The organism is Bacillus sp. TCT6 (genome assembly GCF_056033845.1).
Genome location: NZ_JBVYHX010000001.1, coordinates 1,382,529 through 1,397,677 on the forward strand (window position 1 = coordinate 1,382,529; position 15,149 = coordinate 1,397,677).

General features: G+C 34.4%; 16 protein-coding genes. 10 read left to right on the forward strand and 6 right to left on the reverse strand.

The features are described from left to right. The first annotated feature begins 5 nt into the window (after nucleotides 1-5). From AC0ONG_RS07075 to AC0ONG_RS07090, 4 genes are all read left to right on the forward strand, one after another. Nucleotides 6-842: a TrmB family transcriptional regulator gene (locus AC0ONG_RS07075; RefSeq protein WP_000343356.1), complete on the forward strand. Its 837-nt coding sequence runs from the start codon at nucleotides 6-8 to the stop codon at nucleotides 840-842. Then, nucleotides 835-1,560: an AzlC family ABC transporter permease gene (locus tag AC0ONG_RS07080; protein ID WP_000030479.1), complete on the forward strand. Its 726-nt coding sequence runs from the start codon at nucleotides 835-837 to the stop codon at nucleotides 1,558-1,560. The genes AC0ONG_RS07075 and AC0ONG_RS07080 overlap by 8 nt, the downstream gene beginning before the upstream one ends. Further along, nucleotides 1,551-1,862 (forward strand): AzlD domain-containing protein, encoded by a 312-nt coding sequence (locus tag AC0ONG_RS07085; protein WP_000425944.1) that lies wholly within the window; start codon nucleotides 1,551-1,553, stop codon nucleotides 1,860-1,862. The genes AC0ONG_RS07080 and AC0ONG_RS07085 overlap by 10 nt, the downstream gene beginning before the upstream one ends. A 62-nt stretch (nucleotides 1,863-1,924) precedes the next feature. Continuing rightward, the gene (locus AC0ONG_RS07090; protein ID WP_000602229.1) at nucleotides 1,925-2,095 is read left to right on the forward strand and encodes a DUF3951 domain-containing protein; all 171 of its coding nucleotides are present in this window, start codon (nucleotides 1,925-1,927) and stop codon (nucleotides 2,093-2,095) included. A gap of 79 nt (nucleotides 2,096-2,174) precedes the next feature. Here AC0ONG_RS07090 and AC0ONG_RS07095 read toward each other — a convergent pair whose 3' ends face one another. From AC0ONG_RS07095 to AC0ONG_RS07115, 5 genes are all read right to left on the reverse strand, one after another. After that, nucleotides 2,175-2,759, reverse strand: a complete 585-nt coding sequence (locus AC0ONG_RS07095) for a dienelactone hydrolase family protein (RefSeq protein WP_000660112.1) — start codon at nucleotides 2,757-2,759, stop codon at nucleotides 2,175-2,177. A 2-nt stretch (nucleotides 2,760-2,761) separates the two neighbouring features. Continuing rightward, nucleotides 2,762-3,097 carry an antibiotic biosynthesis monooxygenase family protein gene (locus tag AC0ONG_RS07100; RefSeq protein ID WP_000799455.1) on the reverse strand — a complete coding sequence of 112 codons (336 nt, stop codon included), beginning with the start codon at nucleotides 3,095-3,097 and terminating at the stop codon, nucleotides 2,762-2,764. 70 nt (nucleotides 3,098-3,167) lie between these two features. Then, nucleotides 3,168-5,393, reverse strand: a complete 2,226-nt coding sequence (locus AC0ONG_RS07105; RefSeq protein ID WP_136996985.1) for a glycosyltransferase — start codon at nucleotides 5,391-5,393, stop codon at nucleotides 3,168-3,170. 217 nt (nucleotides 5,394-5,610) lie between these two features. Next, complete coding sequence (locus AC0ONG_RS07110) at nucleotides 5,611-5,790, reverse strand: H-type small acid-soluble spore protein (protein ID WP_001025734.1); 180 nt, start codon at nucleotides 5,788-5,790, stop codon at nucleotides 5,611-5,613. A 66-nt stretch (nucleotides 5,791-5,856) separates the two neighbouring features. Continuing rightward, entirely contained in the window at nucleotides 5,857-7,071 is a 1,215-nt protein-coding gene (locus AC0ONG_RS07115) for a helix-turn-helix domain-containing protein (RefSeq protein WP_000212346.1), read from the reverse strand. Nucleotides 7,072-7,190: 119 nt separating this feature from the next. Here AC0ONG_RS07115 and AC0ONG_RS07120 point away from each other — a divergent pair, with 119 nt between their 5' ends. Next, nucleotides 7,191-8,459 (forward strand): MFS transporter, encoded by a 1,269-nt coding sequence (locus tag AC0ONG_RS07120; RefSeq protein WP_016077896.1) that lies wholly within the window; start codon nucleotides 7,191-7,193, stop codon nucleotides 8,457-8,459. Between the two features lie 118 nt (nucleotides 8,460-8,577). Next, nucleotides 8,578-9,102 (forward strand): DUF4398 domain-containing protein, encoded by a 525-nt coding sequence (locus AC0ONG_RS07125; RefSeq protein ID WP_000736417.1) that lies wholly within the window; start codon nucleotides 8,578-8,580, stop codon nucleotides 9,100-9,102. A 40-nt stretch (nucleotides 9,103-9,142) separates the two neighbouring features. Here the strand turns inward: AC0ONG_RS07125 and AC0ONG_RS07130 are convergent, their stop codons facing one another. After that, nucleotides 9,143-10,036 (reverse strand): LysR family transcriptional regulator, encoded by an 894-nt coding sequence (locus tag AC0ONG_RS07130; protein ID WP_136996984.1) that lies wholly within the window; start codon nucleotides 10,034-10,036, stop codon nucleotides 9,143-9,145. A gap of 162 nt (nucleotides 10,037-10,198) precedes the next feature. On the opposite strand from AC0ONG_RS07130, the gene AC0ONG_RS07135 reads away from it, so the two are divergent. The 4 genes from AC0ONG_RS07135 to AC0ONG_RS07150 are packed head-to-tail and all read left to right on the forward strand — an operon-like array spanning nucleotide 10,199 to nucleotide 15,136. Beyond that, nucleotides 10,199-11,191, forward strand: a complete 993-nt coding sequence (locus AC0ONG_RS07135; protein ID WP_016077895.1) for an ABC transporter ATP-binding protein — start codon at nucleotides 10,199-10,201, stop codon at nucleotides 11,189-11,191. Continuing rightward, nucleotides 11,169-12,194, forward strand: coding sequence for an ABC transporter substrate-binding protein (locus AC0ONG_RS07140; protein WP_016077894.1), 1,026 nt, complete (start codon nucleotides 11,169-11,171; stop codon nucleotides 12,192-12,194). The genes AC0ONG_RS07135 and AC0ONG_RS07140 overlap by 23 nt, the downstream gene beginning before the upstream one ends. A 12-nt stretch (nucleotides 12,195-12,206) precedes the next feature. Next, nucleotides 12,207-13,877: an ABC transporter permease gene (locus AC0ONG_RS07145; protein WP_000248135.1), complete on the forward strand. Its 1,671-nt coding sequence runs from the start codon at nucleotides 12,207-12,209 to the stop codon at nucleotides 13,875-13,877. Continuing rightward, nucleotides 13,874-15,136 (forward strand): MBL fold metallo-hydrolase, encoded by a 1,263-nt coding sequence (locus AC0ONG_RS07150; RefSeq protein ID WP_474203544.1) that lies wholly within the window; start codon nucleotides 13,874-13,876, stop codon nucleotides 15,134-15,136. Before AC0ONG_RS07145 ends, AC0ONG_RS07150 begins: the two co-directional genes overlap by 4 nt. Nucleotides 15,137-15,149: the final 13 nt, after the last annotated feature.

Genomic DNA, 15,149 nt, shown 5'->3' on the forward strand with positions numbered 1-15,149 from the left:
TACCGATGGATGAAATTATAAAGGAATTACAAAAGTTAGGATTTTCCCAATATGAATGTAAAGCGTATATTGGATTGTTAAAACATTCCCCAGTAACTGGCTATGAAGTGAGTAAACAAACAGGAGTACCTCGTTCTATGATTTACGAGGTACTCGGTAAGTTAATGGATAAAGGAGCAGTGCATATTGTACCTTCTGAACCAGTTAAATATGTACCAGTACCAGCTACCGAATTAATGAATCGAATGCGAAAAGACTTTGAAAAGTCCTTTGAATTTTTAGATGAGAAATTAAATTGTTTAGAACAAGAGCGACAAATAGATGTAATTTCGCATATTCGCTCAAATGATCGTGTTTTAAAAGAAATATGCAATATAATTAATAGGGCAAAGGAAGAATTATGGATTTCTGTATGGGAAGATCAAGTGCATGAAATTGAGCCATACATTTATCAAAAGGAAGAGGAAGGCGTACATATATTTTCAATCTTATTTGGAGCTCCAGAAACAAAAATAGGAGCGACGTTTCACCATAATTATATGACGCCTCACGTTGTTGAAAAGAGAATGGGTGGTCATTTAACTGTTATTGCGCGTGATGGAGAGGAAGTATTAATTGCGAACTTCTCAAATGATAGCACTTCATGGGCCGTTACAACGTATGACCCAGCGCTAGTTCTCGTTGCTACAGAGTATGTGCGGCACGATATTATGGTTGAAGAAATCACGAAGGAATTTGGAGCTGATAAGTTAGATACGTTATGGCGTGAAAATATAGATTTAGTTCATGTCGTAACAGGAAAACGAACTTTAGAAGGAATGGAGGATGATAGAGATGAGTAAAGCTCAGGCACATGTAGCTTTGCAGAGCGATGATACATTTCAGCAAGGAGTAAAAGATTGTTTACCAACTGTATTTGGTTACTTGAGCATCGGTATAGCAGCTGGTGTAATTGCAAAAACAGCAGGTTTTTCTATCATTGAAATTGCATTTATGTCCACTTTAATTTATGCAGGTTCTGCCCAATTTATATTAGCTGGTATGTATGCAGCCGGTGCTCCTGCTTCCGCAATTATTTTTACTGTATTTTTTGTTAACTTGCGCCACCTTCTTATGAGTGCTGCACTCGCGCCGTACTTTACGAAAATTCCTCTATTTAAAAACTTAATCATCGGTTCGCAAATTACAGATGAAACTTTCGGCGTTGCAGTGCAACACGCGGCGCAAAAAGGATATTTAGGTGAAAGATGGATGATCGGGCTTAACGTAACAGCGTATTTAAATTGGATTCTTGCTACTATTATTGGTGGACTGTTTGGTGAGTGGATACCAGATCCACATACATACGGGATGGATTATGCATTACCAGCGATGTTTATTGGATTATTTGTTCTTCAGCTCATAAGTAGTAAACCAAAACTAGCAATTCATTTAAGTGTTGCAATTGTAGCGATTATCATCGCATACGTTTCACACCTATTTATGCCAGATAGTATAGCGGTTATTATCGCAACCTTACTAGCTGCGACGATTGGAGTGGTGATTGAAAAATGGAAATGAGATTAGATGTATTATTACTTTTACTAGCAGCAGGAGCTGTTACACTCGTGCCACGTATTTTACCTCTACTCGTATTTAGCAAACTACAAATTCCTGACTGGGGTTTAAAATGGTTAAATTACATACCAATTGCGATATTAGCAGCGCTTTTAGCACAAGTTTTATTTATGCATGAGACGATGCAGTGGGATTACCTTATCGCAGCAATTCCCACATTTCTTGTAGCGATATATACTCGTAGTTTATTAGGTACAGTATTAACGGGAGTGGTTGTGATTATTTTGTTACGTTTCTTTTTCTAAAAAGGATTACGCTCATATAATAGCGAAAGGTGTAATAACATGAAAAATATAGGGGTGGTGTTATGATACTTTTAACGATAGGAGCAATTTTGTTAACGTTGTTTATTTTCTTTATTATCGGCTTTATTACGTTTATGATGTTTGTTGATAAGGCGACACCTCAAATATATTATACACCTTGTGAATCAGTGACAGTGAAAGCTAAAGGTAAAGATAGAAGGAAGAAAAGTTGAATGTTGGCTTTTCTTCCTTCTTCTATTACATCCCCGAAATAACTAACAACAATAACCCAAATAAAGAACTAATAAAGTTTCACTTTACAAGAAATGAATCTATTACATTGTATGCTTGTTTTGTAGAGTGCCCGTTATATTTTTCAGTGTACGGATTTAGAAATCCATGTTCACCGTGTAGTTGTTGTATTTCTAGTAAAGGATTTTTTTGTTGCTGCAATGTTTGAATTAAAGAGGATACTGAAAAACTAGCTTCTTTTTCAGGAAATATAAGTAGTGTAGCGCATGTAGGCTTTATGTGAACATAGTCGCGTATACGAGAACCGTAACATCCGATGATAAAATCTATTTTCGGATTGTTACTACATAGCCATGAGATGGTAGCTCCAACACTAAAGCCGATAAGTCCAATATGTGTATAATTGCTTGAAAGGGTATTGATGAATGCTTCAATTTGGTCTTTTCCATCATTAAATCCAATATGATTTACAAAATGTTCATATGCTTTTTCTTCATCACGATAATGAAATGCGTGTTGTAAGTGCAGAAGATTAGGACAGAATACGTCAATATGAGATGAAGTAAATTGCTCGGTAACGTGATGCATATGGTCGTTCACACCATATATTTCATGAACAATAACGAGAGCTAATTTTTCCTTCATAGTTATATTGTGCCTCTTTGAAACTTAAATTCTTTCTCAACAAGGCAAATACGCAGATGGAAGTTTTCATACCATTGCTCACGACCTCTTTTTTTCGCTTCTTTATGTAAGGCGTTCTTCTTCCAATTTTCAATTGCATCAAGTGATTCCCAATAAGAAATTGTTATTCCGAGCCCAGAATTACCTCGTGCACTTTCTACACCTAAAAATCCAGGTTGTTGCTTTGCAAGTTCCTCCATTGTTTCGGCAACGGTATTATAGTCTGTTGTATCATTTGATAAATTAGAAGTGAATATCACGGCATAATAATGACTCATTTTTTGTGAAGTATTTTTCATATACATTCCCCCCTTTAATAAGTATTTTAGCATGTAAAAAAGAAAAGAAGCACGACGCTTCTTTTCTTTTTTACGCTGTGAATTTTAATCCAGCATATATTTTACGACCCTTTTTTTGAATCCAACACACTTGTGCATTTTTCTTTTGAATATTACGTTCTTCCATTGTTACTTGTATAATTTGGTCAATCACAAGAGGGATGTTCGTTTGTACTTGGCACCCACCTGTACTATAGTCGATAATGGTCACTTCAATCGGCATCCCATTCATATGCAATGTTCCAGGAGACATCAGTTGCTCACGTATATGTTGCCTGCGAAATTGTCTTGGTGCTTTTTTTGTGTTTTTTATGAAAGATGCAATTGCTAGTGTAAGAAATGCTTTATCGTACACCTTTTCCACCCGGTCATTAACCGGTTTACTAAATAGATGAAGAATGAGTTTACAATATTGCTCATGGGATACATCATCAAATGATACACCAACTTGTACAGAACTTTCTTGTCTCCGAATCCATTTTTTTGTACTATAAATCTTTTCTACCTCGCCAAAAGATAGCATATAGGAAGATAGACTTGATAAAGTTTCAAATGGAATGGAGGAATCTAATTCAAAACGTGCCCCCGTTTCACTAATATCAAGGATATTGCAAGAAATGATCATATCTTCGGCATATAAAGTACCTGGTAAATTTACTACGAAACGTTCTGAATTTCGAAAACGCGGTCTTTCAAATGCTACAAATAGTGAAGTGACAATAGCTATCCCGTTGTATAGTAACCAGAAAATGTTAATATATAAGCTCTCTCTTTCAATATAATATTGCTCAGGGTATAAGAGCATAAGTGTTGCTCGAATAAGTGCAATAATTGTTAAAATGAGTAATATGAGATGAGGGATGCTTGCAATCCATAAAAAATGCCTTGTATTATTTTGAACTCCCTTTCTTGTCACATGAAATTGAAACTTTTTACGTAAGAAAATTTCTGATAAAATAGCAAATCCCATATAAGGAGCCATAGCAACTTCGTACACATGACTCCACGTAGTTGTTCGTTTTTTATTAGAAACAGCTTTGAAAATAAGCTGTGATGTTAAAAAGGCAGGTGCCCAGAACATAAATAAGTGCATGAAATTAATTTCTAAACTATAAATATCAAATACTAAAAATAATAGCGGTGCTAATAAAAATATCATTTTATAAACACCGAAAAACCAATAATGAATTCCATCTGCATATAAAAGACGCTGCATAAAAGATAATCCTTTTATAGTGAAAGGATTCCATTTTTTTACGACTTGAATGTTCCCTCTACACCAGCGGTCCCGTTGTTTTAATAAATCACTAAATGTTTCTGGGGATAATCCAACAGCTAGTGTTTCATTGACAAATATAGTCTCCCATTTGTTAGCTTGTAGTAGCATACCAGTTGCCATATCTTCAGTAATAACTCCAGTCGCAAATCCTCCAATTTCTTCAAGCGCGGTGCGGCGAAATAGGGCGTTACTACCAACATACATCGTAGCATTAAAGCGATCTTTCCCTTCTTCTAACTGGCGCATAAAGAAATCTTGTTCATTGGCGATGTTATCTTCAAAAAACAAATTATATTGGAAAGGATCAGCATTATAAAAAACTTGTGGTGCTTGAACGAATACAACATTATTTTTAGAAAAATATCCAATCGTTCGCTCTAAAAAGTTAGCTCGTGGTATCATATCGGCATCCATTGTTACGATAATATCACCTTTTGAATGAAGCATCGCATGATTTAAATTTCCAGCTTTTGCATGCTTGTTTTCGGTGCGAGTTATGTGATGAACAGAAAAATCTGCCGCAAGTTGCTTTACACTTTCACGGCGCCCGTCGTCACAAATATAAATGTTTAGTAACTCTTTCGGATAAGTAATCAACGTACAACCAGCTACAGTACGTTTTAACAAATCGATCGGTTCATTGTAAGTGGCAATAAATATGTCGACAGTAGGTAGTTTTTCAAAAGTGGATAATGGTACTTCTTTCCGTTTATATGGTTTCCATGAAACAATGCTAAAAACGATAGATTGTAAGTAACCAGCCCATTCTGTAATTAACAATATAATACCAGCGATAATACTTATGAGATTAATAGTTGGTAACGAATAAAAAGTTCGCCAAATAAGATAAATAGCATTACAAATGAGAAATAGAATAATAAGTAATTTTTTTGACCATAAATATTTGTGTGCAAGGGCGTAAGTAATAATGATTACGAAAAAAATAATACCTAAACCTTCGTATATAGAGAGGCTCATACAATTCCTCCTTTATGTATAGAGTGGGAAATAGAAAAAAATTTATATTATTCATCTATAAAGATTTAATTATTTCCAGAGTATAAAATATCACAAAATATAGGGTTAGAGTATAAAATTTACATTTTCTTATTATAAGCTTAAAAAATTAGAAGAAATAATAGTTGTATTTTTGATTCATAAGAAAAATGCCACTTCAAAAGAGAAGTGGCATTTCTTATATTTCCTCTAAGCTATTAACTGGAACAGTTAATTCGCGTCCTGGGTTTTTTACTTCATATATGCGGGCGGTTTCATTGCTTTCATCGACGTGTTGAATCATAACAGGCATGCCTTGAAAACTGACATTGGCTTGTTCCGCTGACACAGAAAGCTCTATTGCACGTTGTATATTCATTTATATTCCTCCCATCATTATTATCTTTGCTAAAAAAGAGGAATAATATACCATTTTGAGACATTCTTAAAGTTTTTGTATTATTTGTAACGTTTCTTTAATAAATGAAGAAAAGATGGAATTAGGATAACCATCCATCGTTTGAACTGCTTCTTTTGCTTCTTTCAGAGCAGCCGTTTTATCTTGAAGTTCTATATGACACAGGGCACGATATGATCCAGCTGTTAATAACCATGACTGATCAAGTGGATGACTCATATAATCTGGAATGTTAGCACGTTTTAATGTTTCCAAAGCTTCCTCGTAACGTTTTAAACCATACAGAGATTTTCCTTTTTCAAGATAATACAATCCATCGTCTTGAAAAATCGGTACATCTTTTAGTTTTTCTCGGAATTGTTCTAAATGTTCTAATGCAATTGTATATTCATTCGTAACGGTATTGTAGTAATAAGCTTTTAATATATCTATATTTGCAGCGGATAAAGTATCTTCTGTAAAAATGGCAAATTGCTCCGATTTTTTTATGTAATATAAATATCGTTCTTTATCGGTTGTAATGATTTTTTGATAAGATAAAATACGGTAAAATTCATCTGTTTTATAATACACTTGATGTTTTTTTGAAAATGCAAGTGCATCTAAAATGATTTTTTCACATTTTTCATAATTACCATATGCGAGTAAAATAATTGCTTCTTTTAAATATAATTGTATATGTGTAATAAGATCCATTTCTAAATTTTTCGTTTTATATTCATCGCGAATTCTGCTAATCAACTGTAAACATTCTTTATATTTTTTCCGTTTGTAGAGCATATAGTAAAACAGTAGTTTCGTTTCAGTACTTTCACGATACAAAGTATATTTTTCAAATATAGAAACAGCTGTTTCAACGTAATATTCAATATTGTAATCGTTCATAATGGCCGCTCCAGTTATGAACTGTTTATATAAACGTGCTGTGTTTAAAGTAAGGGGTAGTTCTTTTTGAACGATAGGTAGTAAAGTCTTGTATACTTCATCGCATTTATTTGATTTTATTAATGGCTCCATTTTTTGAATGAGTTCCACAATTTCTTCTTCATCTTCTTCTAATAAAAAGCTCGTTTCACATTCAAGTTTTTCCGCAATATATTGTAATGTTTTCATAGAAGGTGTAGCTTTTCCATTTTCAATTTGACTAAGCATACTTTTTGTCAGTTCCGAACCTGCCAGTGCTGTTTGCGTAAGCTTTTTTTCTTTTCGTAATGCTTTAATTTTTTCACCGAGAGTTGCCATATAATTGCTCCTTTATATTTAAAAAGTTTAATTGTATTTAACTTTTTGTTGTGAAAATTGGAAAGTTGATTATATAATAAGTTTAACACAATTTAACTTTTAAGGGGAGAGAGTCAAAAATGGGAGATATAAGTATAGGACAACATGATTCAAGAATGAAGATTGCAACTAGAAATATCATTTTAATGATGATTGGAAAAATGACGTCTTTATTAGGCGCAGGTATTTATACGTTCGCAATGGGGTTATATGTATTAAAGACTACTGGTTCAGGGATGGGGTTTGCAATTACGCTCGTTTGCGGATCACTTCCAAGGATGATCTGTGGCCCAATTGCTGGTGCTGTAGCAGACCGTGTGAATCGAAAATGGCTTGTCATTGGTACTGATTTATTAAGTAGTTTAACGATGCTTAGTATGTTTATTCTTGCTACTATATTTGGGCCATCACTTCTTTTTATTTATATTTCAGCAGCATTATTATCAATTTGTGCAAGTTTTTATTCTGTTGCATTAACTTCGTCTATTCCGAGTTTAGTAGATGAAGGACGTATTCAAAAAGCGAGTGCTTTAAATCAAACGGCGGCTTCTTTATCAAATATTTTAGGACCGATTATTGGCGGAGTTGTATATGGTTTCTTTTCAATTAAATCGTTTTTCCTATTAAATAGCATTACGTTCTTTTTAGCGGTTATTTTGCAATTATTTATCGTATTTGATTTATATAAAAAAGAAGTGGCTGAAAGTACAGAGCATTTCTTGACGAGTATAAAAGAAGGTTTTTTATATGTAAAAAGACAACGTGAAATATATGGTTTAATGAAAATAGCATTGTGGGTAAACTTTTTTGCGTGTGGTCTAACAGTTGCACTTCCGTACATTATCGTCCATACATTGCATTTATCTTCAAAGCAACTCGGTACTGTAGAGGGAATGTTAGCAGTCGGGATGCTAATGGGAGCGATTGCTTTATCAGTGCGTAAAGAATTGAATAATCCGTTTCGTTCTATTTATACTGGACTGTTTTTGTTTGCAGGTTTAAGTTTATGTACAGTCTTTCCGTTGTTAGTTGTCATTCCAAAAGTAGCAAGTTTTATTTACTATATTGCTTTTATGATGTTAACTGGTATAGCAATTATGATTGTAAACATTCCAATGCAAGTACATATGCAAAAAACGACAGGTCCGAGCTACCTAGGGCGTGTGTTTGGCCTACTTGAAACAATTGCGACTGCAATCGCACCACTTGGTATGATTGTATATGGACTACTATTAGATATGTTGCCAACTAGCATTGTTATGATGACAATAGGCGGAGGGTTATTGTTAGTTGTATTAGTTGGAGTAAAGCAACATATGGCGAAAAAACAAGTAGATGTGTCCGCTTAAAAATAATAAAAATTTGACTTATCATTATAAAAATGACTAAATTAGTATTTTAGTTTTTGAAACTCTTTTTCATGTATGTTAAAGTAAAGTGAGCTTGCAAAGAAAAGGAGACAACAGCATGAAAAAATTAAGTTTTGTTATGCTTTTTCTATTAATCGTAATGGCTGGATGTAGCAATTATGACACATATATTGAAACAGGTATGCAATCATTGAAAGATGAAAAGTATAGTGATGCAACAATGTGGTTCGAAAAAGCAGAAAAAGAGAAATCAGGAAATGAAGCGAAATCATATAAAGAAGTTGCTGAGAAAATGGATCACGGGGCAACAGCATTAAAAGACGGTAAGTATTTAGAAGCGAAAGACATTGCAAATGAAGTGTTACAAAAGAAAAAAGATGATGCACTTGAAAAAGCTGTAACATCAAATGCAGAGAATATGCTTCAAAAAGCAAAAGATGTAGAAGAGAAAGTGAATGAAAGAGTAGCAAAGCGTAGAAAGGTAGAAGAAGAAGGAATCGATAAAATTATTAAAGCTGTCGATAGTATAGATGAAGTGAAAGAAAAAGAGAAGAAAGTATCAGAAGCATTAGATAAGGCTGAAGAGGCGCAAGCAAAAATTGAGGCAAAGAAAAATAAATAGATTTATAGTGTAAAAGGCTGTCGTGCATAACGACAGCCTTTTAATTTTTTTTTGCAAATGAATGGATGCTCTGTAGTAAAAAAGAAATGATTTTAGAATTCCATCTGTCCTCATGATGAATCGTATAAATATTACGCTGAAATTCAAATTCTGGGATTGGTATATAGCATAGCTCATTTCGTTGTATTTCTTGCTCAATAGCAAGTTTAGAAATAAAGGCAATTCCATTACCATATTTTAAAATTTGTTTCATTGTTTCTAATGAGTCTAATTCAATTTCTGATTGGAATGTAATGTTATGAACTGACATCCATTTTGTAAGTAAATCTCTCGTTGTAGATGGATTACGATGCAATAGTATGCGTTCCTTTTCGATATTTTGTAACGATACATTTTCTTTCTTTGAAAAATGATGTTCTTTGGAAAAGGCAAGAACAAGTGTATCAGGTATTATATTCGTTTGTTTTAAAAGTGGTTCATCAAATGGAGCAGCGGAAATTATCCCAAGATCGATTTCGTGATTTTGTAGCATCATTCGAATTTCAGGGGCTGTTTTAACTAGTAGCGTTATTTTTATATTGGGAAATTCACATTGAAATTCATGAACGACTTCTGGCAAAAGATAAGTCGCTGGTACATAACTAGCGCCGATTGTTATAGCACCTTTATTAAAATCTTTAAACTCTTGCGTGACACGTCTAGCTTCTTTCATAAGTGCATCTATTTTAGAAGCATAATGGTGCAAAGCCTCACCAGCCTCTGTTAAGAAATACCTTCCAGAACGTAATTCGAATAAAGACACACCGAGTTCTTCTTCTAAGCTTTTTATATGAAATGTAATAGTTGGTTGTTTAACGCCAAGTTTTTCTGCAACAATTGTAAGCTTTTTGTATTTCTTAATAAGTACTACAATTTCTAATTTTAAGAGATTCATTATGAATTGCCGCCTTTTTTATTTTAACTATAGAAAAAATCTATAGAAATAAATAGTTTATTAGAAGTTTTTTAATTTAATCTTTACAGTACATTAACATTCAGTATAAATCTTCCATATAGAATGAAAGCAGGTTAAGAATGAGGGGAGAGAGGTGAAGCAATGGATATTACAATTAGTGGATTAGAAAAGACATTTGGAAAAACACAGGCGTTAAAGCCGTTGCAGATTGTAATGAAACAAGGTGAATTCACTACACTTTTAGGACCTTCGGGGTGTGGGAAAACGACTTTACTTAGAATGATAGCAGGGCTTGAAGAACCGGATAAGGGAGAAATATATTTTGGAGACCAGTGCATGTATTCTGCTGCAAAAAAGATAAAGACATCTCCTCATGAACGGAATATCGGTATGGTATTTCAAGATTTTGCTTTATGGCCGCACATGACTGTTTTTGACAATGTTGCATTTGGTTTAAGGGCTACAAAGCAAACAAATCATTTACGAGAAAAAGTAGAAGATGCGATAAAGCGAGTTCGCCTGCAAGGTATGGAGAAAAGATATCCACACGAACTTTCTGGTGGACAGCAACAACGTGTCGCATTCGCTAGAGCAATTGTAACAAAACCTCATTTTATTTTATTTGATGAACCGCTAAGTGCACTCGATGCAATTTTGCGAGAAGAAATGAGAATAGAGCTTATGGATATCGTTCATTCCATTGGTTTAACTGCACTGTATGTCACTCACGATCAAACAGAAGCAATGTCAATGTCAGACCAAATTATTGTCATGAAACAAGGAGAAGTATTACAAAAAGGAACACCGGAAGATATTTATGTGAAACCGTCTCATGAATTTGTTGCCAAATTTGTTGGTAAGGCGAATTGGCTTGTAGAGGGTAAAAAAATGGTTCGTCCAGAGCATGTGAACTGGACGAAAAATGAAGTGTGCGAAATGTATACAGGTGAAATTAAGCACGTTACATATGTAGGAGAACGGTATGAAATAAAAGTAAACATGGGGGCACTCGGAATATGGACAGCTTATCACAATAGTAAATTAAGCATCGGTAAACCAGTATCGTTATATGTGCCAAAAAAATGTATTCATCATATAGGGGGAGAATCGTATGAAGAAATTCAGTTCGCTTAAGTCTTTATTTGTATGTACTTTATTATTTTCGGCTGTAGTAACAGGGTGTAGTTCAAAGACAGGCAATGCAGATGCAAAAAGTAAAAATACGAATGAAAAGAAAATTGTTGTATATAGTGCAGGGCCAAAAGGGTTAGCAGAAAAAATTCAAAAAGACTTTGAAAAGAAAACAGGTATAAAAGTAGAAATGTTTCAAGGAACAACAGGTAAGATTTTAGCGAGAATGGAAGCTGAAAAGAAAAATCCAGTCGTTGATGTAGTCGTACTTGCATCATTACCAGCGATGGAAGGATTAAAGAAAGAGGGTCAAACGTTAGCTTATAAAGAAGCGAAACAAGCTGATAAGCTGCGTTCTGAATGGTCAGATGATAAAGGACATTATTTCGGGTATAGTGCTTCAGCATTAGGGATTGTGTACAATACAAAAAATGTGAAGACAGCGCCTGAAGATTGGAGCGATATAACGAAAGGGGAATGGAAAGGAAAAGTGAATCTTCCAGATCCAGCACTTTCAGGTTCAGCTTTAGACTTTGTAACAGGATACGTGAAAAAGAATGGACAAGATGGATGGAATTTATTTGAGCAGCTTAAGAAAAATGAAGTTACAGTAGCAGGAGCAAATCAGGAAGCGTTAGACCCAGTTGTAACAGGTGCGAAAGATATGGTCATTGCGGGTGTTGATTATATGACGTATAGCGCAAAAGCAAAGGGTGAACCTGTTGATATTGTATATCCAAAAAGCGGAACAGTTATTAGCCCACGTGCAGCGGGGATTATGAAGGATAGTAAAAATGTAGAGGGTGCAAAAGAGTTTATTGATTATTTATTATCAGATGATGTGCAAAAACAAGTTGCTAAAGCGTATTTATTGCCAGGTAGAACAGATATAAAAGCTGAAAATAGACCGAATGTAGAAGAGATTCCAGTATTAAATATTGATTGGAAAACAGTTGAGAAAGAGCAAGATGAAATAGGAAAACAATTTAAGAAAGTATTTCAATAAGATGGTGATTCCATGGTAAATCGATTCATATCAGTAAGACAAGTTGGAATGACGGTAGCGTTATTACTTGTGGCGATGTTAATCGTCATTCCGCTTTTTCTCATTTTATTTTCTAGTATATATGAAAATAGCAGCTGGAACTTTTTAAAGCCTTTTGAAGTGATGCAGAGTGGTGGATTAGCTGGGATTTTTCTAAACTCGATGCTTCTAGGTGTACTCGTTGTAATAGGAGCTACAATATTTGCATTTCCATTGGCGTTTATTATGAGCAAAACAGATGTAGGAAAGTATAGTAAGTTAGATATTGTTTTTATGATTCCATTTATGACACCGCCGTATATTGGATCAATGGGCTGGATTTTGTTCATGCAACCTAACGGCTATTTTGAACAATTTTTTCCGATGCTAAAGACAGTTTCATCATCGTTTTTTAGTTTAGGAGGTATGGTCTTAATTATGAGTCTGCATTTATTCCCATTCCTTTATTTCATGCTGAAAAACACGTTACTTCAGATTGGGAGTAGTAAAGAAGAAGCTGCAGCAGTTCATGGCGGAAGTTTTCTCTATCGTTTAAGAAAAATAATATTGCCGTTATTAGTATCAAGTTATGTAATGGGTGCTTTACTCATTTTCGTAAAGACGATTGCTGAATTTGGAACACCGGCTACATTCGGACGTAGAATAGGATTCCACGTGTTAACATCAGAAATCCATAAATTTATTTCGAGTTGGCCAATTGATTTTAGTAGTGCAACAGCATTATCTTCTTTATTACTTAGTGCTTGTATGCTCATTTGGTATATGCAAAATGTATTGAATCGAAAGTATTCATATGCAATGGTTAGTGGAAAAGGTGTGAAATCTAAAAGATATACTTTGTCTATATTTACGCGCGTTGTAGCATGGATGTATGTAATTGGTTTATTAATCGTATCAATTGGAATTCCATACTTTTCTATACTGATTGCTTCTTTGTCAAAATTAAGAGGCGGCGGTTTACATGTAAATAACTTTACAACAAGCCATTATGAGGCATTGTTTACAATGGGATCTCCGGGATTAGAGGCTTTATGGAATAGTTTTCTTTTTTCACTCGTAACAGCGATTATTGCGGTAATGATTGGAGTCTTTTTGGCACTTATGATTCGAAAGGGGAAAAAAAACTCTGAAAAATGGCTCGATATGTGCGGTATGTTACCCAATATGGTACCAGGAATCGTTATGGTTGTAGGTCTTATTCTATTTTGGAATTCACCATATATGCCCCTGTCAATTTACAATACACCAGTCATGGTTATCGTAACGTATGTTGTGCTGTTTTTACCTTACACGGTGCAATATGTAAAATCATCACTCGGACAAATTGATGATTCTCTCATGCAGGCAGGAAGTGTTTTTTCGGGAAATTATATTTATATTTTTAGAAAAATAATATTGCCTCTTATTATCCCAGGCATTCTTGCTGGATGGGCGATGACATTTACAATTTCGATAAGAGAGTTAGTAGCATCGCTTCTCGTATTACCTCCATCAGTAGAAACGTCAGCAACGTTTATTTTTGCTCAATTTGAACAGGGTGAAGTATCTATAGGCATGGCGATGGCCGTTGTTTCTGTTGGACTTACAACAATGTGCTTATTACTGCTACAACATATGGAGCAAAAGCGAAAAGGGGTAGCATGATGAGGATAGAAGTATGGGGTGGGGCAGGAGAATACGGTCGCTCCTGCTATTTTGTAAAAAATAAAGAGACGAAAATATTATTTGATTGTGGTATTAATCGATCATATGAGAAGAGTTATCCAGAAATAGAGAGAGAAGCTGTTCCATTTTTAGATGCGGTATTTTTATCACATATTCATGAAGATCATACGATGGGTTTACCTTTATTAGCGAAGTATGGATATAAGAAAAAAATTTGGACGACTCGTTATACGAAGGAGCAACTGCCGTTATATTATGAAAAATGGAGAAACTATAATGTGATGCAAGGGTGGAATTTACCTTATATCGACCAACACATAAAAGATTTAAATTATGTATGTATTGATGAGATTAGTAATCCAAATGAATGGATACAAATTACTCCTACATTGCGGTTTCAGTGGGGATATAGTGGGCATGTATTAGGAGCTGTTTGGTTTTTAGTTGATTTGTGTAATACATACGTGTTCTATTCCGGCGATTATTCAGCAGAGTCTAATATACTACGAGCTAATTTACCTGAGAAATTGGGCCACAATATAAAAGTTGCAATTGTAGATGCCGCTTACCACACAGATGATGTTTCGCAAAATGAAAGATTAGATGATCTATGTGCAGAAATTGAGCGAGTTATGCAGAATAAAGGAATAGCATTGCTACCGCTGCCACAACTTGGTAGGGCGCAAGATATAGTATTGTATTTATATGAACGATATAAAGAATTTCCGCTTATAGTAGATAAAGAAATTTTGGCTGGATTTGAAGAGATGTTCATATATAAAGATTGGATAAAAAATAATGAAGAACTTAAATGGATTATGGAGAGTTTAAAAAGAAACATAATAGTGATGGATAATGACATTAGTATGCAAAATAGTTATGGAATAGTTGTAATGAGTGATGCGAATATGCAAACGAAACGAGCACAGTTATGCTATGAACAGCTTCGGAATGAAAAACGTAATTCCGTTATTTTTACTGGGCATATTGCGAAAGGGAGTTTTGCAGAAAGAGTTATGAAAGAACATGTAAGGAGTACATGTAGGGTGAAGCGAGTTCCGTATAAAGTTCACCAAAGTATAAAAGACGTTAAAGAGATGTTAAATACATTATTACCAGAACATACGGTGCTAGTGCATGCTTTGAAAGAGGATACGGATCGATTACAACAAAAGCTAAGTACAGCAGGATATGAAAATGTATATTCACTTGCAATGGAACGTATAGAAGTCATTTAAAATGTAAAGGGGA

What these genes read in the sequence shown, in the direction of transcription:
- AC0ONG_RS07075 (WP_000343356.1), top strand. Translation starts at nt 6, where the DNA reads ATGGATGAAATTATAAAGGAATTACAAAAGTTAGGATTTTCCCAATAT.
- AC0ONG_RS07080 (WP_000030479.1), top strand. Translation starts at nt 835, where the DNA reads ATGAGTAAAGCTCAGGCACATGTAGCTTTGCAGAGCGATGATACATTT.
- AC0ONG_RS07085 (WP_000425944.1), top strand. Translation starts at nt 1,551, where the DNA reads ATGGAAATGAGATTAGATGTATTATTACTTTTACTAGCAGCAGGAGCT.
- AC0ONG_RS07090 (WP_000602229.1), top strand. Translation starts at nt 1,925, where the DNA reads ATGATACTTTTAACGATAGGAGCAATTTTGTTAACGTTGTTTATTTTC.
- AC0ONG_RS07095 (WP_000660112.1), bottom strand. Translation starts at nt 2,759, where the DNA reads ATGAAGGAAAAATTAGCTCTCGTTATTGTTCATGAAATATATGGTGTG.
- AC0ONG_RS07100 (WP_000799455.1), bottom strand. Translation starts at nt 3,097, where the DNA reads ATGAAAAATACTTCACAAAAAATGAGTCATTATTATGCCGTGATATTC.
- AC0ONG_RS07105 (WP_136996985.1), bottom strand. Translation starts at nt 5,393, where the DNA reads ATGAGCCTCTCTATATACGAAGGTTTAGGTATTATTTTTTTCGTAATC.
- AC0ONG_RS07110 (WP_001025734.1), bottom strand. Translation starts at nt 5,790, where the DNA reads ATGAATATACAACGTGCAATAGAGCTTTCTGTGTCAGCGGAACAAGCC.
- AC0ONG_RS07115 (WP_000212346.1), bottom strand. Translation starts at nt 7,071, where the DNA reads ATGGCAACTCTCGGTGAAAAAATTAAAGCATTACGAAAAGAAAAAAAG.
- AC0ONG_RS07120 (WP_016077896.1), top strand. Translation starts at nt 7,191, where the DNA reads ATGGGAGATATAAGTATAGGACAACATGATTCAAGAATGAAGATTGCA.
- AC0ONG_RS07125 (WP_000736417.1), top strand. Translation starts at nt 8,578, where the DNA reads ATGAAAAAATTAAGTTTTGTTATGCTTTTTCTATTAATCGTAATGGCT.
- AC0ONG_RS07130 (WP_136996984.1), bottom strand. Translation starts at nt 10,036, where the DNA reads ATGAATCTCTTAAAATTAGAAATTGTAGTACTTATTAAGAAATACAAA.
- AC0ONG_RS07135 (WP_016077895.1), top strand. Translation starts at nt 10,199, where the DNA reads ATGGATATTACAATTAGTGGATTAGAAAAGACATTTGGAAAAACACAG.
- AC0ONG_RS07140 (WP_016077894.1), top strand. Translation starts at nt 11,169, where the DNA reads ATGAAGAAATTCAGTTCGCTTAAGTCTTTATTTGTATGTACTTTATTA.
- AC0ONG_RS07145 (WP_000248135.1), top strand. Translation starts at nt 12,207, where the DNA reads ATGGTAAATCGATTCATATCAGTAAGACAAGTTGGAATGACGGTAGCG.
- AC0ONG_RS07150 (WP_474203544.1), top strand. Translation starts at nt 13,874, where the DNA reads ATGATGAGGATAGAAGTATGGGGTGGGGCAGGAGAATACGGTCGCTCC.